This window comes from Lipingzhangella halophila, from assembly GCF_014203805.1.
In the GTDB taxonomy this organism is placed as follows: domain Bacteria; phylum Actinomycetota; class Actinomycetes; order Streptosporangiales; family Streptosporangiaceae; genus Lipingzhangella; species Lipingzhangella halophila.
Genome location: NZ_JACHJT010000001.1, coordinates 1,685,934 through 1,704,748 on the forward strand (window position 1 = coordinate 1,685,934; position 18,815 = coordinate 1,704,748).

Here is an 18,815-nt window from a genome sequence, read left to right on the forward strand (position 1 = left end):
CCCGATATTCTGCCACCGCCGGATTGCCGTCCCGCACGCCGGCACCGTGCGGGATGCGGCGGCCACCACCGATGGGAGACCACACTGATGACGACCCCTAACGCGCGCACGGTCCGCCTGGGTACCGGGATCGAGGTCCCGGCGGTCGGGCAGGGCACCTGGTTCATGGGCGAGAGCGCGGCCGGACACGCCGATGAGGTGCGCGCGCTGCGTCTGGGCCTCGACCTGGGCATGCCCCTCATCGATACCGCGGAGATGTACGGCGACGGGGGCGCCGAGCGTGTCGTGGGCGAGGCCGTCGCCGGGCGCCGCGACGAGGCGGTCATCGTCTCCAAGGTCTTCCCGCACAACGCGGGACGCAAGGCCGCGCGGGCCGCGTGCGAGCGGAGCCTGCGCCGCATCGGGACCGACTACCTGGACGTCTACCTGCTCCACTGGCGCGGGGCGGTCCCGCTGGCCGAGACGGTCGAGGTGTTCGCGGAGCTGCGGCGCGAGGGCAAGATCCGCGAGTGGGGTGTGTCCAACCTCGACACCGCCGACATGCGGGAGCTGTGGGACGTACCCGGCGGTCGCGAGTGCGTGACCGACCAGGTGCTCTACCACGCGGGCTCGCGCGGGACCGAGTACGAGCTGCTTCCGTGGTGCCGCGAGCAGGGTGTGCCGGTCATGGCCTACTGCCCGTTGGCCCAGGGCGGCCGGCTGCGCCGCGACCTGCTCGACCACCCGGCGGTGCAGCGTATAGCCGCGGCGCACGGCGCTACCCCCGCCCAGGTGGCCCTGGCCTGGGTCGTCCGGGAGGGGGACGTGATCGCGGTGCCCAAGGCCGCGCGGGAGGCGCACGTCCGCGAGAACGCCGCGGCGCTGGACACCGTCCTGTCATCCGAGGAGCTCGCCGAGCTGGACGCGGCGTTCCCCCCGCCGGAGCGTGCCGAGCCGCTCGACATCATGTGACGGCTCGCGGGGCGGGTCACCCGCCTGTGGGGGAGGTGGTGGACTCGGCCGTACCCGTGGGGTCGGTGATCCGGGAACCCCACACAACGGCCAGGATCACCGCGGACAGCGCGGCCAGCCCAAGGTATCCGGTGGTGATCGCCGTGGCGTCCATGACCGGCCCGAGCAGCAGCGGAGCCAGGACCTGGCCCCCGAACGTCGCCGTGGTCAGCAACGCGACCGCCTGTCCGCGCAGCTCGGGCGGCGCGCTCTGGCCGATCAGCACGGTGAGCGCGGGGATGGCGATCCCCAGGCTGACGCCGAACAGCCCCACCGCGAGCCACATGACCACCACCTCGCTGGTCACCCCGAGGACCAGGAACGCCGCCGCCGACGTGGCGGCCCAGACCCGGAGCAGCGCCGCGTAGCTCAACCGCTGCTTGAGACGCGCGTAGCCCAGCCCGACCAGCGCGATCCCGGCCGACCAGGTCACCGGGAACAGCGACACCACAAGCGGCGAGGTGACCCCGACCTCGCCCAGGCGCTGCGGGATGAACACCACCAGCGCGTACAGCAGCGCCGAGGTGGTCACCATCAGGAGCGAGAAACCGATGGCCGACGGTTGCCGGAGCAACCGCAACGGCGAGGCGCGGCCGGGAACCTCCTCGCTGGCCGGAGGGTTGGGCAGCAGCACCAGGAGTGCCACACCGAGCGGGACACCGACCAGGTAGGTGGCGAACGGCGCCTGCCACGAGAGCGTTCCCAACGCCCCGCCCACCAGCGGCCAGACGACACCGCCCGCGCTGATCGCGGCGGAGCGCCACCCCATCGCGCGGTCGCGCAACCGCCCCCGGTACAGCGTCAGCATCGCCACGGTGCTCCCGGTGAACACGGCCGTCGCGCCGAAGCCGAACAGGACGCGGGTGGCGATCAGCGCGGGGTAGGACTCGGTGACCAGCCCGGCGCCGCCCGCTGCGCCGTACACCAGCAGCCCGACCGACAGCGGTACCCGGTACCCCCACCGGTCCACGCACCAGCCCACCAGCGGGGAGGCTACCGCGATGACCAGGGAGTGCGCGGTGATGACCAGACCGGCCTGGGTGCCGTTGAGGCTGAGTGCTTCGCGGATCACCGCCACGACCGGAGTGAGGATCGCGCCGGCCATGACCGTGAGGGTGGACACGAACAGCAGCAGCATCAGCGCGGTCGCCCCCGGTGCGCGTTCGGAGTCCGCGGGGGTGGTCGTCATCGCGCCTGCCCGCCCATCGCGTAGGCGTGGCACAGGCGCACCAGGTGCCATACGGTTTCGAGCTCCGCGGCGTCACGCGGGCCGTAGACCAGGACGGTGTCCTGCTCCGGATGGCGGAGCCCCCACCCGGCGGCCTCGACCTCGGCCGTGACCGGGTCGGGCAGGGTCAGGTGCAGGCTGCCGTCATGGTGCGGGTGGAGGTGCGCGAACTCCCGCCCCCGTTGGAACGCCCGCTCCGGTCCGGAGCCGACGCCTTCGGGCAGGAACAGCGCCCTGGCGTGCGATACCGACACCAGAGTGGGAGCCATGAAGGCATAGGGGAGCGCGCGCATCCGCTGCCACAGCTCCTCCTGCTCCATGATCGGGGCGGTTTGGGTGACTTGGGAGTGCGGCGCGGGGCCGATGACATCGGGTGCGGGCCCGTTGCGGGGCCGCAATGGCTGGGTGGACACGGTGCTCCTGCCTCTCGTGGTGGTTGGCCGCGGACGGTTCCCGGGCCGGCCGCGGCCGGTGCGCGTTTCCCGATCGACCGGTGAACGGCCGCGTCAGCGGTCCAGGGTCGGGTAGTCGGTGTACCCGCGGTGGTCGCCCCCGTAGTACGTGGTCCGGTCGCCTTCGTTGAACGGTCCCCCGGCCCGGATCCGGACGTCCAGGTCGGGATTGGCCAGCCACTCCTCGCCCACGGTGATCGCGTCAGCCAGCCCTTCGCTCAGGGCATCGGCGCCGGACTCCGATGTGCGGACCGCCGCCGCCGGGTCCGGGTGCGGGTTGAGTAGGAGCGTGCCCGGCCACTCCTTGCGGAGCCGTTCGGTGACGTCGCGGACGCCGAACTCCATCAGGTGCAGGTACGCCAGCGGTGGCAGCGCGGCCACCAGGGCCGAGTACAGTTCCGCGGTGTCGCTCTCGGTGGCACCGTCGGCGGGATTGCCCGGCGAGACCCGCAGCCCCGTCCGGTCCGCGCCGACCGCGTCCACCGTCGCCCGGACCACCTCCACGGCGAACCGGATCCGGTTGGCGATGGGGCCGCCGTAGGAGTCGCTGCGCTGGTTGGCGCCGTCGGCCAGGAACTGGTGGATCAGGTACCCGTTGGCGCCGTGCAGCTCGACCCCGTCGAAGCCCGCCTCGATGGCGTTGCGTGCCGCGTGCGCGAAGTCGTCGATCGTTCCCGCGATGTCGCCGGTGGTCATCTCCCGGGGCACCGGGTGCTCCAGCAGGCCGTCGTTGGTGAACAGCTTGCCCCCGGAGGCGATGGGGGAGGGGGCCACCGGCAGCGCACCGTCCGGGTAGAGCACCGGGTGGCCCACCCGTCCCGAGTGCATGAGCTGCGCGAAGATCCGCCCGCCTTGGGCGTGCACCGCGTCGGTGACCGTGCGCCAGGCGGCGACCTGCTCGGCCGAGTGCAGTCCGGGGGTTTGGATGTAGCCCTGCCCGATGACGCTGGGCTGGATCGCTTCGGTGATGATGAGCCCGGCCGAGGCGCGCTGCGCGTAGTACTCGGCGGTGAGCTCGTTCACCAGCCCGCCGTGGGCGCGGGATCGGGTCATGGGGGCCATGAGCAGGCGGTTGGGTAGCTCCAGGGAGCCGAGGCGCAGTGGGTCGAAGTAGCCCGGCATTGGTGTCCTTCCGGTGGGTCGCGTCGTCGCTGGCCGTCCGGGCTTTCCCGGTGGCTGCCGCAACGTTAGGCAGCGGCACTCGCCGGATCGTCGCCGTGCGCTTGCCGCCCGCTGTCCGCCGGCGGACAGCGGGCTATTGTGGCGACTATGCGATTCGGGGTGCTCGGTCCACTCGCGGTGTGGACAGACGAGGGCCATGCGGTGTCCATCCCGGGGGCGAAGGTCCGCGGCCTGCTCGCGCACCTGCTGGTCGGCTCCGGGGACCCGGTCTCCGCCGACCGGCTGCTGGAGGAGCTGTGGCACGGCGACCCGCCACCGGACGGGGCCAGTGCTGTGCAGACCGCGGTCTCGCGGCTGCGCCGGGCGTTGGACCGGGCCGAGCCCGGAGCGCGGAAGCTGGTGGAGTCGGGGCCGTCGGGCTACCGGCTGCGCGCCGGCCGCGATGCCGTCGACGCGACGCGGTTCGACACTCTCCTTGCCGCCGCGCGCTCGGCCGGCGCGCCCCAGGAGGCCGCCGCTCTGCTGACCGAGGCCCTCGACCTGTGGCGCGGCCCCGCGTTGGCCGACTATGCCGACACGGCGTTCGCCGCCCCCGCCATCGCGCGGTGGGCGGACCAGCGCGCGTTCGCGCTGGAGGCGCGGGCCGAGGCCCGGCTCGCGCTGGGCGAGCACGCCGCGCTCATCGGTGAGCTCGACGAGCTGGTGCGGCGCTACCCGTTGCGGGAAAGGCTGCGCGCCGCCCACATGCGCGCCCTCTACGGTGCCGGGCGCCAGGCCGAAGCGCTGGAGAGCTTCCAGCAGGCCCGTACCGTGCTGGCCGGCGAGATCGGTGTCGACCCGGGCCCGGAGCTGGTCCGGCTGCACCAGGCGATGCTGGAGCAGTCGCCCGAGCTGGCGGCGCCGGCGGCGGCATCGGAAACGGTCGAGCGGGAGCCGGCGGCACCGCCCGGCAACCTCCCCGCCGCGTTGACCGACCTCGTGGGCCGCGACACCGCCGGCGGCGACGTACGGGCCCTGCTCAGCGAGGACCGCCTGGTCACGCTCACCGGGCCGGGCGGTGTCGGCAAGACCTCCCTGGCGGTGGCGGCCGCGGGGCCCGGCGACCCGCAGGGGTTCCCCGACGGCACCTGGATGGTCGAGCTGGCCGGCCTGGACCACGCGCTGGAGGGCGTCGACGACGCCGCGGAGAGCGTCGCGTTCAGCCTTGGTGTGCGGGACGACACCGCCGACGAGCGCACCCAGTCCCGCCGCACCTCCACCGACCGGCTGGCACGCGGCCTGCGGGACTGGCGAGCGCTGCTCGTGGTGGACAACTGCGAGCACGTGGCGGGCCCGATCGGGGAGCTGCTCACCACGCTCCTCCGCGCCGCTCCGGGCCTGCGCGTGCTGGCGACCAGCCGCGAGCCGCTGGGGGTGCCCGGGGAGCGGCTGTACCCGGTCGCGCCGCTCGACCCGCCCACGCGCGATGCCCTCGCCGAGGTGCGGCGGTCTGCCGCGGTCCAGTTGTTCACCCGGCGCGCGGCGGCCTCGGTTCCCGACTTCGCCGTTGACGCGTCGAACGCCGCCGCCGTGGCCGAGATCTGCCGCCGACTGGACGGTCTGCCGCTGGCGTTGGAGCTGGCCGCGGCACGGCTGCGCGCGCTCAGCGTGCACGAGCTGGCCGAGCGGCTGGACGACCGCTTCCGGCTGCTCACCGCGGGTGGCACCGGGATGCCCGCGCGGCAGCGGACCCTGCGCGCCGTGATCGACTGGAGCTGGGAACTGCTGCCGGCCGCCGAACAGGCGGTGCTGCGGCGGCTCTCAGCGCACGCCAACGGGTTCACGCTCGCCGCGGCGGAGGCGGTGTGCGCCGGCGAGGGAACAGAGCCGGCCGAGGTGCTGGACATCCTGGCCCGACTGGTGGACCGCTCCCTGGTCGTGGCCGACACCGCGCCGCGCGGTACCCGCTACCGGATGCTGGAGAGCGTCACGGCTTTCGCCCGGGAACGCCGCACGGAGGCGGGCGAGACAGCGGCCGTGCGGGAGCGCCACGCGCACTACTACGCGGACCTGGCCGAGGAGTCCGACCGCCGGCTCCGCGGCCCGAAGCAGGCCGAGGCGCTGGAGCGGCTCGACACCGAAGGCGCCAACCTGCGGGCCGCCCTGGACTGGGCCGCCGAACAGGGCGACGCCGACGTGGCGCTGCGTCTGACCGGGGCGCTGAGCTGGTACTGGTACCTGCGCGGCCGCAACTCCCAGGGGCACGGCCACCTGGCCGCGGCGCTGGCGCTGCCGGGACCGTACCGGGTGGCGCCGCGGGCCCGAGCGCAGGTGTGGCATGCCGTGCTGGGCCTCATCGTCGACCCCGCCGACCACTCCCTGATGGACTCGGCCAGTGAGGCCCTGGCGCTGTACGGGCGGTTGGACGAGCCCGCCGGCCTGGCCGAGGCGCAGGTCGCGCTCGCGCTGCTGGCGTCCACCGCCAAGGGCACGGGCCACGGCCGGCTGCCCACCGCCGAGTCGATGGCCGAGTCCGCGCGGGACGCCTTCCAGCGTCTCGGCGATGACTGGGGCCTGGCCTCGGCGCTGCTCGCCCGCGGCTGGGCCGGGATGCGTCGCGGCGACCTCGCCGTGGCCAACGCGGACGGGCACCGCAGCCACGCCCTGTTCCGCGAGGTGGGCGACCGGTGGGGGCAGGTGCGCAGCTCCGCCCTGCTCGGCGTGCTCGCCGAGATCTTCGGGCGGTACGAGGATGCCAGGCTGCTGCACGGCAACGGCCTGGCGTGCGCCGACGATATCGGCCTCGCTCCCACGGCGGCCGAGCAGCTCGTGCGGCTGGGGCGGCTGGCCCTGCTGAGCCGGGACTTCGCCGCGGCCGACCGGTACCACGAGGAGGTGCTGCGCCGTGCAGGGGAGTCGTCGTCCTCCGTGCTGACCTATGCGCGCGGCGGCCTGGGGATGTCCGCGCGCCGGCAGGGGAACCTGGACCGCGCGGAGGAGTACCTCGGGGAGAACCTGGCGGCGCACACCGCGGAGGACTACCAGGCCGGGCGTGCGTCCACGCTCGCCGAACTGGGGTTCGCCGCCGAGATGCGCGGCGACGCCGCGGCCGCACGCGCCCTGCACCTGGACGGCTTGGCCGCCTCCCGGGCGACGGGCGATCCGCGCGCGGTCGCCCAGGCACTGGAGGGGATCGCGGGCGCGGACGTGCTCGACGGCGCCCCGGACCGGGCGGCGCGCCTGCTGGGCGCGGCCTCGGCGGCACGGTCCGCGGCGGGCGCCCCGCAGCCCGCCGCGGAACGGTTCGACGTCGACCGGGTCGCCGCCGGGGCGGTGCAGGCGCTCGGCGGCGACCGCTTCGCGGCCGAGTTCCACAAGGGAGAGCGGACCAAGCTGCGGGACGCGGCCAAGGAGGCGGGAGGAACACCGGACCAGCGGGACGCGCCGGGCCCCGATCCGCTCCCCGCGTCCCCCGGAGGTGCGGCCCTCTAACGCCCCGAGGGGCGGACGCCGGCGGCGCGCGGTGGCCATTGGCCGACGCGGTGCCGCGGGTACACCGGGGCGAGCGCTGCCACCGTGCCCGCTTTCCTCCGCACGCCGGGATGCGAACCGGAGGCCGGATCACCCGGAAGCGGCGGTCGCGGCGAACTGGGCGGGGGGTCGGTGTTCCGGTCCAGCCAGGTCGCTGCGTGGGTAACGAGCGCGGCCACCCGTATTGAGGCTAGAACTCGCCTGAACGGACGCCGTCGAGGAACGCGGTCCACTCGGCGCCGGGAACCGTAAGAGTCGCCTGAGTGCGGTGCTGGGAGTCGCGAATGGCGAAGCGGGTCGGGTTATCCCTGTATGGGCCGGCCTCAACACACTGTCCGCTGCCATTGGCGCTGTGGTTGCTCACGTGCCAGGCGACGCTGGGGGGGGGCGAAGCCGCCTTTTGCTCGCTCATTGCTCTTCCTCGTCCAGTTCCGAGAGAGAGGAGGGAACCATCGATGACCGACGTCCACTCACCCCCGCGCAGATTGTCCCGCACCAGTGGGACGGAGTCGACACCTCGATCGACGCTGAGCCTCCCGAACTACTCTCGCCCGAGCAGCTCGACCGGTACGTCGACACCGTCACCGAGCTGCTCACCGCCGCCGGGCTGGAGGTCCGTACGCCCGACGAACGCGACCCCACCCACCTGGAGGTGAACGCCCCCACCGGAAGGTTCACCGTCGAGCTGGATATCCGTGACGACCGCACCGCCGAATGGAGCCTCAGCGGCGGTGACGAGGTCCCCGAGAACACCACCGCCCTCGATCTCGCCTCCGTTGTAGTAGCGCTTCTCAGGTGAGTGACGCCCCTGCGAGTCCGCACGCGCCCGCCGGGTGCGGCGCGTGCGGACTCCCGCTCGGTGCGCCCATTCGACTCGCAGGTGAGTGGGGACATGTGCGGCGCTTCTTGGCGCGTTTCACTGCCCTGCAAACGGAGGCGATGCCCCCGCGCGCTACGGTCGACCTGATCGAGAAAGTGCGAGGAGAACTCGATGAGTAGCACGCCGACGTGGCACACGAGCAGCTACAGCAACGACTCGGGAGGCCACTGCGTCGAGGTCGCCGAGGGGTCGACCACGCTGGTGCGGGACACCGGGAATCGCGAGTGTGGTCATCTCGCGGTGGAGGCGGGCGCCTGGGCCGCGTTCCTGCGCGCGGTAAAGGCGGGAGAACTCGATGGCTAGCGCAGGCAACTGCGGCGCGACCAGGTTCGGGACAGGCTTGCTGCTCTAGCACTACACGCGACACAGCCGGTTTCCCGCCACCGGGCCGATTTCACTTCCGGGTGTCCGGCTGCGTCGCTTGGCGACTGAGGGTGCACCCCGAGACCACATGCTACGAATAGTCCGCCCCTCTGCCAGCGGACCACCAGGTGCGGGCGACGTGCGCCGCGATTGCCAGAAAGCCGACGGTGCCCCAGGCCAGGTTCTCCGGGCTGCTCTCCGCGGCCGCTGCCGTCGCGATGACGATGAGCGCCGCCGTTAACGCTGCCGTGGTGGTTCGCTGCACCCGATCGCGCCGGCTCGCGCGTTCCGGCTCTCGCGCGGCGGCTGACTTTTCCGGGGAGGCGGTGATGCGCTCGGCGACCGCGCGTGCGAGTTCCTCGTCGTAGGCGGGGCCGAGGTCGCGCGCGGTGCTCAGCGCAGTGCGGAGTTCCCGGTACACGTCGGTCTGCTCTCGTGGAGCGACGGTGGAGCTGTCCGTCGTGTCGTCCATCGATGCCAGGGGCTCCTAACTGGGAAAAGAGGTGGTGGATCAGTTCGCGGACGGCTCGTTTGCGGGCCCGTTCGGGTCGACGACCATGTCCAGCAGGCGGCGCGCATCTTCGACGGGCAGGCTCCTGCGCGAGGGGAACCCGTCCGCGCCGGTTGTCACGCGCACCGCGTCCCGCCAGTACACCGCGTGTGGGCCCGAAGGAGTGTCCTTGGCCTCGGAGGTGGCGACGAAGTCCTCCAAGACCGCCTGCCATTCGGCGGGTTCCCGTGCCAGCAGGCCACGGGCCGCCTGATCGAGGCGGGCGCAGGAAGCGTCGACGGTGTCGGTGTCGACCCCCCAGGTGCCGGCGTGCCGGAGGGCGTCCGCCAACTCGTCGTTGTCGGGGGCCAGGCCGGGGTCGCGATGCAAGATGGCCGCGTAGACCAGCGCCAGGAAGCCGGTGACGCGCCGGCGGCGGCGCGCGGACAGGTCGGGGTCGCGGTTCACGAGGTTCCACGCGCGCCCCTCGGGGAAGCGAGCGGCCTGCCGTGGGCGGTGCCCGCTGCGGTCGGCCGTGACGTCGAGGGCCGCGGAGACCCGGCGCTCGTGCGGGATTCGAGGGTCGTCAGGGGGATCGTTGACGCGTTCGGTCCAGGCATCGAGGCCGGCGGCGCGCGTACCCGGGTGGATACAGGAAGTCCCGACATTGTCGCGGCGCCATTCGGCCTCGAGCTCGCCCCAGCGGGTGTGCGCGCTCTGGCGCGTCATACCGAGCTGTTCGCCAATGTCCTCCCAGGAGGCACCACGCACCCGCGCCGTCACCACAGCGTAATCGAGCGCTTTGGTGGCGAGCTTGCCGAGTGGCACAGCGTCGGCGGCCAGGGCGGCGGGGAACCTGTCGCCATCGTCCCAGGTCTCGGCGAGGCGGATGGCTTGCTCGGCCAGGGCGCCAGCGACCGAGGACAGGAAGAGGCGGGCCCGGTCGGATTCGGTGTAGTCAGCGGGGTCGATCTCGCGCAGCTCGCGGCGCCAGGCGACGTCGAGGGAGGAAGCACGGACAGGGAAGCCCCATTTGGGGGCGGCATCGGATTCACTCACAGTGTCATACTAACTTTGACGGAAAGTTTTGTCACCCTAAACCTGACACTCTTTGGTCGGGGTTGCCTCGGACGGTCCTATGAAGCCACGTCCCCGCCTGGTGCCGGCCATCCAGACCAACAGTGACCCCGCCACGGGCCGACGCATCCGAAGTAGTACAGCCCCCCAAAGAAGCGCGTCAGTACAGTTGCAAGCCAGACCCACGCCGGAGCCACGTCCCATCTTCACTGTTTGGTTGACGTCGGGGAAGCTGGGATTAATGCGGCCCTGCCTTCGTGAGTGCGCCCCAGAGGTTCGCGACGATGGCATATGGCCGGGCGTGACGCTCGTCGGTGCTGTGGATGCGTGGTGAGGCATCCATCAGGAGGCGGCGACGGCCCCGAATGGTTCGGGTGGTGCCCATCGCTGCGGTGGGCCCGTGGTGGCTCGCCCAGCGAGGGCGGTGCGTGGCCTGGGCGGGTGGTGATAGTTCCTGGTGCCCGTGGGGTGTTCTCGGCGGTGCTTATCGCCGACGCTTCTTGAGGATTCCGTTCCTTTCAAGCGCGGTGAAGGAATGGAATCCTCAAGATCGGCGCCCAGGCCGCTCACAATCCAGACATAGCGGACGCGCGAGGGCTCACGCCGCACCGAAACCGACCGTGCGGACAGATTCGGCGCCGAGAACGTCCCCACAGACACTCTCGGCGCGCCCCAGCACCGAAAACGACACCACAGACACCCCCACTGGACCCCACCGGCCTTCGCTGCCCCCGTCGGGCGCGTCACCACCGGGCACCCGCACCGATCACCCGCGGGCTGGCCCATCCGGCGCCTTCGCTGCCCTCGTCGCGTGCGTACCCACCGTCACCGCACCGAGCACCACCAACCCCAACCATCCGGCTCCTCGTCGCCGTTGTCGGGCCTCGCGCATGCGGTTGGCAAACCCACGAAACTCCACTCGCGTTTGTAGGAACGCTTTTCTCAAGAAGCGTCAGCGTCGCTCAGACCTGCTCCAGGTGGGAGCCGGCGGCGGTTTTGCGGACCGTGAGGCGGGTCGTGATGCGCGAGCGGAGGTCGGCGACGTGGCTGACCACTCCGACCGCCCGGCCGCCGTCGCGCAGCTTGTCCAGGACGTCCAGGACCTCTTCCAGGGTGTCCTCGTCCAGGCTCCCGAACCCCTCGTCGACGAAGAGGGTGTTCATGTCCGCGCCGCCCGCCTCGGCGCCGGCGACATCGCCCAGGCCGAGGGCGAGGGCCAGGGAGCCGATGAAGGTCTCGCCGCCCGAGAGGGTGGCGGGGTCGCGCTCCTGGCCGGTCCAGGCGTCCAGCACGCGCAGGCCCAGCCCGCCGCCGGAGCGGGAGCGGTCGCCGGCCGCCTTGTCGACGGTGTGCCGCAGCTCGTAGCGGCCCCCCGACATCGTCGCGAGCCGGTCATTGGCCGCCGCCACCACCTGTTCCAGCTTGGCGGCGAGCACGTAGGCCGACAGCCGCACGTTCTGCCGGTTGTCCGCTGAGGTGCCGGCGGCGAGCCGGGCCAGGCCCTCGGCCACGGCGTGCCGTTCGCGCGCGGGCCGGGAGTCCGCGAGTGCCGTGCCGAGCTCGGAGCGCAGGCCGGCCAGCCGGGACGCCCGTTGGGCGAGGCGGTCGTGCCAGCTCACAGCGTGCTCAGCGGCCTGCTCGGCCGCGTCGAACGCGTCAGCCAGCCCGCCGAGGTCCGGCGCGGGCCGCTCCGCGGCGGCCGTGAGGTCCGGGTCGGTGAGGGTGGCGCGCACCGCCGCCATCTCGTCGTCGTGGGCCCGCGCCCGCTCGTGGATGGCGGCGCGCTGCTCGTCGTCGCGGTCGGCGGCCCACACGGCCGCGGCGTCGGCGAACCCGCCCTCCGACTCGGCCTGGCGGGCCTGCCGCTCCGCGTCGCGCGCCTCCTCGGCGGCGATGCCGCGCTGCTCCACCGCCTCTGCCGCCGCGCCCAGCAGCTCGGCCTCCCCGCCGAGCCGGGTGATCCGCGCGGCGAGGTCGGGGTCGGTCCCGCGGGCGGTGTCGAGCGTCTCGGTGAGGCGCGCCACCTCGCGCTCGCTGGCGGCCCGCCGCTCGGCCACCTCGGCCAGCTCCCGGGACAGCTCGCCGTCGCGGGAGCGGGCCACCTCCAGCTCGGCGTCCACTTCGGCGAGCCGCTCCGAGAGCCCGGACACCTCCGCGGTCGCGGCGTCCACCCGGTCCAGCGCGTCCTGCCGCTCCGCGACCAGTTCGCGCGCCTCTTCCCCGGTCATTTCACCAGCCGTGGCCTTCGCCGCGGCGCAGCGTTCCGTCAGCGACGTGACCAGGTTCTCCGCCTCGGCGCGCCGGTCGCGGGCGGCATCCGCGGCGACCCGGGCCTGCTCCTCGTCCTCATGGGAGGGACGCTCGCCCTCGCCCGCGGCGGGGTCCGGGTGCTCCGCCGATCCGCACACCGGGCAGGGGCTGCCCTCGGCCAGGTCGGCGGCGAGCTCCGCGGCCATGCCGTCGATGCGGCGTTTGCGGGTGTCGAGCAGCGTATCCATGGCGGTCTGCGCGGCGTCGACCGCCTCGACGCGGCGCTGCTCGGCCTGGGACAGCTCGACGCGCAGCTGCGCGTGCGTGGCCGCGGCCTCGGCGCGCTGCCGGGCGGTCTCCAACGCCTCGGCGACAGCCTCGCGCGAGCCGGTTCGGGCCTGGGCCTCCTCCAACTCGGTGGCGAGCGCGGCACGCTGTTCGGGCAGCTCGGTGGTGCGCAGCCGTACCCGCTCGCGCTCCGCGCTGGCGGCCTGTGCGCTGGTGTCAAGCTCGGCGATGCCCTTGGTCAGCTCGGCGAGCCGGTCGGCGTCGCCGCGCAGGTGCTCCAACCGCGCGATCTCGTCGCGGCGCTCGCGTTCGGCCGCGCGCAGGCGTCCCGCTGCGGCCTCCGCGCCGTCCGGGAGGAGCCCTTCGACCAGGCTGAGGCGTTCGGCCGCGTCCTGGTCGGCCTTGTCGAGCCGGGTGCGCCGGTACTCCTCGGTGCGCAGCAGCGGGACGACGCGGGCGGCCCGGTCGGCGTCGGCCAGCTCGGTGTCGAGCGCGCGGCGCTCGGCGGCGGCCCCGGTCAGCTCGGTGTGCCGCCGGGAGGCGTCGGCGTGCCGCTGCTGGCGCTCGGCCAGGGCGCGGGCGTCCTCAAGGGCGGAACGGGCGCGGTCGCGTTCCGCGGCCAGTGCGGCGCTCACCTGCGCGGCGTCGTGCGCGGTGGCGGAGGTGACCGAGGCCGCCTCGGCCGCCCAGGGCAGCAGCGCGTCGAGGCCGCCGGGCCCGTCGTGTGCCGGGAGTGGCGAGCTCCCCACCTCGGCGATCAGGTCGGCCACCCGGATGGCGGCGTTCTCGGCCTCGCTGGCGGCCCGCCCGAGCGCTCGGGCGTGCTCGGCGAGCCATTCCTCGACCTGAGTGAAGACGCCCGTGTTGAAGATGCGCTCCAGCGACTCGCGCCGTTCCTGGGCCCCGGCACGCAAGAAGCGCGCGAACTCGCCCTGGGGGAGCAGCACGATCTGGCAGAACTGCGGGAGCGAGAGCCCGAGGATGTCCGCCACGAGCTGGCCGGCCTCGTCGGGCCGGCTGGTCAGGCCGCGCCACTCGCCCTCGACCAGCTCGGTCACGGCCACCTTGGCCTTCTCTTCGGTGTGGCCCGAGCCTCGCTTCTTGGGGCGATCCCATGCGGGGGAGCGGGTGATGTGCAGCCGGCGCCCCCCGATGGTGACCTCCAGGCCGACCTCGGGGCGGCGGCCGGGCGGCGCGTGGTTGCTGCGCGGTGACCTGGCCGCCTCGCGCACACCGGGCACCCGGCCGTAGAGCGCGAAGCACACGGCGTCCAGGATCGAGGTCTTCCCGGCGCCGGTCGGGCCGTGGATGAGGAACAGCCCGCCGTCGCCGAGGCGGTCGAAGTCGACGGTCTCGGTGCCGGCGAACGGCCCGAACGCCTGGATGGTGAGGGTGTGCAGCCGCATCAGCGCGCGGCCTCGCGCGTCCGGAGGTCCTCGAAGGCGCTGCGGACGAGGTCCTGCTCCGCGTCCGTGGTGGGTGCGCCGCGCGCCCAGTCGACGAAGTCGAGCACGAGGTCGGGATCGTCCCGGCCGGCGACCCGCCGCATCCAGTCCCCGTCGTCGTCTTCCCGGCCGCCCTCGGGGGCGAAGTCGAGGTGCAGCGTGTGCGGGAACCGCTCGCGCAGCCGGTCCATGGGGAACGCGGGACGCCGCGGGTCGGTCAGTGTGACCTGCAGCCAGTGCCCGGTGTAGCGCTCCCATTCCGGCGCGCTGAGCAGGTCGTCGATGCGGCCGCTGATACGCGCGATCGACCGCGGCACCGGGGCTTCGGCGAACTCGGCGGTCACGCCGCCGGAGGCGTCAAGGTCGACGATCCAGTAGCCCTTGACCTGGTGCTCCTCGGAGAACGAGTAGGCGAGTGGGGAGCCGGAGTAGCGTGCGGTCGTGCCCATGCGCTGCTGGCCGTGCAGGTGCCCGAGGGCGGCGTAGTCGACCCCGTCGAAGGTGGCGGCGGGCACGTGCGCGGCGCCACCGACCGAGATGTCGCGTTCGCTGTCGGAGGCCTCGCCGCCGCTGACGAACGCGTGGGACAGCACAACCGAGCGCGTGCCGGCCGGGCGCTCGGCGAGGTCGGCGCGGACCAGCCCCATGGCGTGGTCGAGGGCGGCGCGGTGGCTGCGCTCGGTGAGCTTCCACGGGTGCCGCACGATCTCGGGCTCCAGGTAGGGGATGCCGTAGAACGCGACCGGACCGTGGTCGTCCTCGATCAGTACCGGATCACCGACCTCGGAGAGCGAGCTGCGCAGGTGCACCCCGGAGGCGTCGATGAGCTCGGTCGCGTAGCCGAGCCGCGCCATGGAGTCGTGGTTGCCGCTGATGAGGACGGCGCGCGCCCCGGTGTCGCGGATGCGGCGCAGCGCCTCGCCGAACAGACGCACGGCGTCGGACGGCGGCAGGGCGCGGTCGTAGAGGTCGCCCGCCACCAGCACGACGTCGACCCGCTCGGAGCGGATCGTCTCGATGAGGTGGTCCACGAACGCCGCTTGGGCACCGAGCAGGTTCTCGCGATGGAAGGACCGGCCCAGATGCCAGTCGGAGGTGTGCAAGAGGCGCATGAGTGGCGAGGGTACTCCAGAAGCCCTGCTGCCGCAGGAAAACCGGCGAACCGTGTCCGACCCGGAAGGCGCGGCGGCCGGGAGAGGGACCCGCCGGCATCACGTTGCCGCGCCTGTGCAGCGGCGCGGCCGGAACGGGCCGGCGCCAGCATACGGCGGTGATCTGCGATGGCGTGGGTGGCGGAGCGCTTTCCGGCTCCCGCGCCCGCGTGCCGGTGGCTGGCCGCGGGCGGCCCCGCCCGGCTTCATATGCCAGTTCCACGCACGGCTGGACAGCTCGGCACGGCGGCAGCCAGCCGATGCCGGGATTCCGCGCCGCGGAACCGGCGCGGACGCCCCGTCCTCACTGCGCCTCCCGCAGCCGGAGCGCGGTCCGGCGCGCCAGTAGTGCTGTAACCGCCGCACTGACCAGCAGCCCGAGGGCCGTTGCGGCGGGCAGCGGGATTCCCGCCGGAGCACCCCACAGCGCCTGGACGGGCCAGAACGGTGGCAGCCAGGCAAGCGTCCAGCCCGCCGGGTCCGGCAGGAACCACATGGCCACGGGCACGAGCATGACGGGACCGAGCCCCTTCACCGCGGCCAGCGCCCCCACCTTGTTGCCGGCCACAGCCGTGACAGCGAGCATCAGCAACGGCGCCTGCAGCCCGGCGAGCAGCACCGCGACGGCCAGACCCGGCCCCCAGCCCTGAGGAGCCAGGCCGGACAGCGGAACCGCCACGGCCAGCCCCGCGACGGCCGCGACGCCGGTCAGCAGCACGCGGTAGGTCAGGTACCACCCCAGGGACGCCGGCGAGACCCGCAGCACCGCCAGGGTGCGGTCGTCGGCGTCCTCGACCAGGCGCAGAGCCCCCGCCGAGCCCGCCATCATCGGCACGTGCAGCAGGACGAACACAGCGAGGGCCAGCGGCAGGTACGGCCCCAGGTCGAGCCCGTGCTCCCGCCACACGTAGCCGGTCACCGGCGGATAGCCGAAGCGCAGGGCCAGCGCGAGCAGCAACGGCGCCGCCACGATCACCACGAGGACCAGCTCGCGCCCGACTCCCCGCAGGTCGATCAGGAACAGCGCCACCAGGACACCGCCGGGGAGGCGGCGGTGCCGCGGCGCGGGCGGTGCCCCGTGCGCGGCACCCGCTGTCGGGGAGGCGTCGGGCACCGGTGCCGCCACGCGCGTCGGGTGCGCCGCGCGCGTCGGGTGCGTGAGCTCCGCGCGCAGGTGCCGCACGGCCACCACGACCAGTCCGGCACACCACAGGACGAGGTATCCGACCGCCCACGCGAGGCCGGTGCCGGAGAGCCGTGCCGCATCGGGAGTGACACCGAGGCGCACCAGCTCCGCCGCGGCGGTGGTCGGCACGGCGAAGGCCGCGGGGTGCTCCAGCACCCCGGCCAGGTACCCGAGCGGGACCGCGATGAGCGGAGCCAGCGGTAGCGGCGCGACGACCAGGAACCGCGTCAGCTCCGGCGCGCGCCCCGCCATGGTGCCGGCCAGCGACAGGAGCAGCACTGTCGCGAGGCCGACCCCGCACAGCACCGGGAACAGCGCCGCGACCGCCTCGGCCGCGGTGCCGATCCGGTCCCGCGCAGCCACCAGCGCGATGGGCGCGGCGGACAGCACCGAGATACCGGTCAGCGTCACCAGCCGCGCGGCCAGGTACTCCGTGGTGCGCAGCGGCGTCATCGCGAGGGTGGCACGCGCCCCCTCGGCCCGCTCGAACATCAGCAACCCCGCGACCAGCAGCGCGCCGAACGTCGCGGTGTCCACGAGCAGCAGGAACGGGGCGGCAGTGGCGGCCACCCGCTCCGGTAGGACCGCGAGTACCGCCGTCCAGGCGGCGGTGAGCCCGGCCGCGACCGCGATGACCCCGTAGCGCAACTGGACACGCAGCTCCAGGGCGATAGCCGCTGCCAGGCGGCTCACAGCGTCTCCGCGGTGACGGCGGCGAACACCTGGTCCAACGAGGCCTCGCGGGTGTGGATGGTCTCGATGACTCCGTCGTTCGCCAACCTGGCGAACGACGGGTCGGTGGCGATGCTGTCGACGCCGAACTCCCGGCGCCCGAGTTGGCCGTCCGCGCGGTACTCGACCACCACGCCGGGGCGGCCGTGGACGCGTTTGAGCTCGCGAGGGGCGTCCACTGCGGCGAGCCTGCCCCGGGAGACGAAGGCCACCCGGTCGCACAACTGGTCGGCGGTCGCCATGTCGTGTGTGGTCAGCACGACGGTGCGGCCGGCCGCGGCCTGGGCCCGGATGATGGCGCGGACGCTTTCGGCGTGCACCGGGTCCTGGCCGGAGGTGGGCTCGTCCAGGAACAGCAGCTCCGGACGGTTGATCAGGGCGCGGGCCAGGTTCAGCCGGAGCCGCATGCCCTTGGAGTAGGTTCCGGCTCGCTGGTCGGCGGCGTCGCCCAGGCCCACCAGGTCGAGGAGGTAGCCGGGCGACTCGGTGGCTCCCGAGTAGAGCCGGGCGAACGCGGTGAGGTTCTCACGTCCGGTGAGCTTGCTGAACTGGGCGGGGAGCTCGAAACCGACCCCGATGCGCTCGTAGTAGTCCGAGTGCCAGCCGGTGAGTGGGCGCCCGAGGACCTCGACCCGCCCCTCGTAGCGGCGCAGCAGGCGGGTGAGCACCTTCTGCACGGTGCTCTTGCCCGCCCCGGACGGGCCGAGGAAACCGAAGATCTCCCCGGTCCGGACGCCGAAGGTCATGCCGTCGACCGCGGGCGCGGCGCTGCCCCGGTAGCGGACCCGCAGCCCGTGGACGTCGATGACGGGACCGGACATGGCCAGGACCCCTTTCGGTGCGATGGGCCCCGAACACCCCTGGCGGTGCCGAATCCCACCGGGTCCGCACCACCAGAGGGCCAGTATGTCCGGCCGTCCCGAGCGTGGGCTACCCGCGCGCCGCTGTCGCGCTCCGGCCCGGGGCGGCCGTCAGGACAGCTTGCGTGCGAGGGTGAGGCCGTCGCCGATGGGGAGCATGACCAGCTCCACCCGGTCGTCGGCGAGAGCGTGGTCGTTGAAGTCGCGGATGCCTTGTACCGCCGGGGAGGTGTCGGAATCGTCGATGACCCGCCCGTGCGAAAAGGTGTTGTCGGCCAGCAGTACCCCGCCGGGGGCCATACGCGGGACCAGCTCGTCCCAGTAGGCGACGTAGCCCTCCTTGTCGGCGTCGATGAACGCCAGGTCGAACCGCTGGTCGGCGGGGAGCGACCGCAGCGTCTGCAACGCGGGGCCCAGTGAGAGCGTGACCCGGTCGGCCACCCCGGCGTGCTTCCAGTAGCGTCGCGCGACCGAGGTCCACTCCTCGCTGACGTCGCAGGTCAGCAGGGTGCCGTCGGGTGCCATGCCGCGGGCGAGGCAGATCGAGGAGTATCCGGTGAACGTGCCGATCTCCACGATGCTGCGTGCGCCGCTCATCCGCGCCAGCAGCGTCATGAACGTCCCCTGTTCGGGGCCGATCTGCAGGCGGGTGTACTCGGGGTAGAGCCGCGCGGTCTCGGCGGCGAGGTCGGCCAGGACGCTGTCGACCGGGGCGCTGTGCGCCACCAGGTACTCGTGCAGTTCTGGTGTCAGGGTCTCCGTGCTACGTGTCACACTGGCCAGCCTAGCCG

The 18,815-nt window shown here is 73.3% G+C and carries 15 protein-coding genes; 4 read left to right on the plus strand and 11 right to left on the minus strand.

Going from position 1 to position 18,815, the window contains the following annotated elements:
- Positions 1–87: 87 nt before the first annotated feature.
- On the plus strand, positions 88–951 hold the full coding sequence (locus F4561_RS07630; RefSeq protein WP_184576112.1) for an aldo/keto reductase: 864 nt from the start codon (positions 88–90) through the stop codon (positions 949–951).
- Positions 952–967: 16 nt separating this feature from the next.
- Here F4561_RS07630 and F4561_RS07635 read toward each other — a convergent pair whose 3' ends face one another.
- The 3 genes from F4561_RS07635 to F4561_RS07645 all read right to left on the minus strand — a co-directional run bounded on the left by F4561_RS07635 (position 968) and on the right by F4561_RS07645 (position 3,792).
- Entirely contained in the window at positions 968–2,179 is a 1,212-nt protein-coding gene (locus tag F4561_RS07635) for an MFS transporter (RefSeq protein ID WP_184576114.1), read from the minus strand.
- Complete coding sequence (locus F4561_RS07640; RefSeq protein ID WP_184576116.1) at positions 2,176–2,631, minus strand: luciferase domain-containing protein; 456 nt, start codon at positions 2,629–2,631, stop codon at positions 2,176–2,178. Before F4561_RS07640 ends, F4561_RS07635 begins: the two co-directional genes overlap by 4 nt.
- A 93-nt stretch (positions 2,632–2,724) precedes the next feature.
- A complete protein-coding gene (locus F4561_RS07645; protein WP_184576118.1) occupies positions 2,725–3,792 on the minus strand; it encodes an alkene reductase in 1,068 nt (355 codons plus the stop codon).
- A 147-nt stretch (positions 3,793–3,939) separates the two neighbouring features.
- Here F4561_RS07645 and F4561_RS33180 point away from each other — a divergent pair, with 147 nt between their 5' ends.
- Positions 3,940–7,263 carry an AfsR/SARP family transcriptional regulator gene (locus F4561_RS33180; protein ID WP_184576120.1) on the plus strand — a complete coding sequence of 1,108 codons (3,324 nt, stop codon included), beginning with the start codon at positions 3,940–3,942 and terminating at the stop codon, positions 7,261–7,263.
- A gap of 229 nt (positions 7,264–7,492) precedes the next feature.
- Here the strand turns inward: F4561_RS33180 and F4561_RS07655 are convergent, their stop codons facing one another.
- Positions 7,493–7,714, minus strand: coding sequence for a DUF397 domain-containing protein (locus F4561_RS07655; protein ID WP_184576122.1), 222 nt, complete (start codon positions 7,712–7,714; stop codon positions 7,493–7,495).
- Here F4561_RS07655 and F4561_RS07660 point away from each other — a divergent pair.
- Together F4561_RS07660 and F4561_RS07665 are read left to right on the plus strand one after the other, a co-directional pair.
- Positions 7,703–8,101, plus strand: a complete 399-nt coding sequence (locus tag F4561_RS07660; protein ID WP_184576124.1) for a hypothetical protein — start codon at positions 7,703–7,705, stop codon at positions 8,099–8,101. The genes F4561_RS07655 and F4561_RS07660 overlap by 12 nt on opposite strands.
- Positions 8,102–8,293: 192 nt before the next feature.
- Positions 8,294–8,485, plus strand: a complete 192-nt coding sequence (locus F4561_RS07665) for a DUF397 domain-containing protein (RefSeq protein ID WP_184576126.1) — start codon at positions 8,294–8,296, stop codon at positions 8,483–8,485.
- A 151-nt stretch (positions 8,486–8,636) separates the two neighbouring features.
- On the opposite strand, the gene F4561_RS07670 is transcribed toward F4561_RS07665, so the two are convergent.
- From F4561_RS07670 to F4561_RS07700, 7 genes are all read right to left on the minus strand, one after another.
- Complete coding sequence (locus F4561_RS07670) at positions 8,637–9,017, minus strand: hypothetical protein (RefSeq protein ID WP_184576128.1); 381 nt, start codon at positions 9,015–9,017, stop codon at positions 8,637–8,639.
- Positions 9,018–9,056: 39 nt separating this feature from the next.
- Positions 9,057–10,094: a hypothetical protein gene (locus F4561_RS07675; protein WP_184576130.1), complete on the minus strand. Its 1,038-nt coding sequence runs from the start codon at positions 10,092–10,094 to the stop codon at positions 9,057–9,059.
- A gap of 980 nt (positions 10,095–11,074) precedes the next feature.
- Positions 11,075–14,056: an AAA family ATPase gene (locus F4561_RS07680; RefSeq protein ID WP_184576132.1), complete on the minus strand. Its 2,982-nt coding sequence runs from the start codon at positions 14,054–14,056 to the stop codon at positions 11,075–11,077.
- Positions 14,056–15,207, minus strand: coding sequence for an exonuclease SbcCD subunit D (locus F4561_RS07685; RefSeq protein WP_184576134.1), 1,152 nt, complete (start codon positions 15,205–15,207; stop codon positions 14,056–14,058). Before F4561_RS07685 ends, F4561_RS07680 begins: the two co-directional genes overlap by 1 nt.
- Before the next feature lie 343 nt (positions 15,208–15,550).
- Complete coding sequence (locus F4561_RS07690; protein ID WP_184576136.1) at positions 15,551–17,125, minus strand: fluoroquinolone export ABC transporter permease subunit; 1,575 nt, start codon at positions 17,123–17,125, stop codon at positions 15,551–15,553.
- The gene (locus F4561_RS07695; RefSeq protein ID WP_184576138.1) at positions 17,122–17,985 is read right to left on the minus strand and encodes an ABC transporter ATP-binding protein; all 864 of its coding nucleotides are present in this window, start codon (positions 17,983–17,985) and stop codon (positions 17,122–17,124) included. Before F4561_RS07695 ends, F4561_RS07690 begins: the two co-directional genes overlap by 4 nt.
- A 150-nt stretch (positions 17,986–18,135) precedes the next feature.
- A complete protein-coding gene (locus F4561_RS07700) occupies positions 18,136–18,798 on the minus strand; it encodes an O-methyltransferase (RefSeq protein ID WP_184576140.1) in 663 nt (220 codons plus the stop codon).
- Positions 18,799–18,815: the final 17 nt, after the last annotated feature.

What these genes read in the sequence shown, in the direction of transcription:
- F4561_RS07695 (WP_184576138.1), bottom strand. Translation starts at nt 17,985, where the DNA reads ATGTCCGGTCCCGTCATCGACGTCCACGGGCTGCGGGTCCGCTACCGG.
- F4561_RS07655 (WP_184576122.1), bottom strand. Translation starts at nt 7,714, where the DNA reads ATGAGCGAGCAAAAGGCGGCTTCGCCCCCCCCCAGCGTCGCCTGGCAC.
- F4561_RS33180 (WP_184576120.1), top strand. Translation starts at nt 3,940, where the DNA reads ATGCGATTCGGGGTGCTCGGTCCACTCGCGGTGTGGACAGACGAGGGC.
- F4561_RS07670 (WP_184576128.1), bottom strand. Translation starts at nt 9,017, where the DNA reads ATGGACGACACGACGGACAGCTCCACCGTCGCTCCACGAGAGCAGACC.
- F4561_RS07680 (WP_184576132.1), bottom strand. Translation starts at nt 14,056, where the DNA reads ATGCGGCTGCACACCCTCACCATCCAGGCGTTCGGGCCGTTCGCCGGC.
- F4561_RS07630 (WP_184576112.1), top strand. Translation starts at nt 88, where the DNA reads ATGACGACCCCTAACGCGCGCACGGTCCGCCTGGGTACCGGGATCGAG.
- F4561_RS07685 (WP_184576134.1), bottom strand. Translation starts at nt 15,207, where the DNA reads ATGCGCCTCTTGCACACCTCCGACTGGCATCTGGGCCGGTCCTTCCAT.
- F4561_RS07665 (WP_184576126.1), top strand. Translation starts at nt 8,294, where the DNA reads ATGAGTAGCACGCCGACGTGGCACACGAGCAGCTACAGCAACGACTCG.
- F4561_RS07645 (WP_184576118.1), bottom strand. Translation starts at nt 3,792, where the DNA reads ATGCCGGGCTACTTCGACCCACTGCGCCTCGGCTCCCTGGAGCTACCC.
- F4561_RS07635 (WP_184576114.1), bottom strand. Translation starts at nt 2,179, where the DNA reads ATGACGACCACCCCCGCGGACTCCGAACGCGCACCGGGGGCGACCGCG.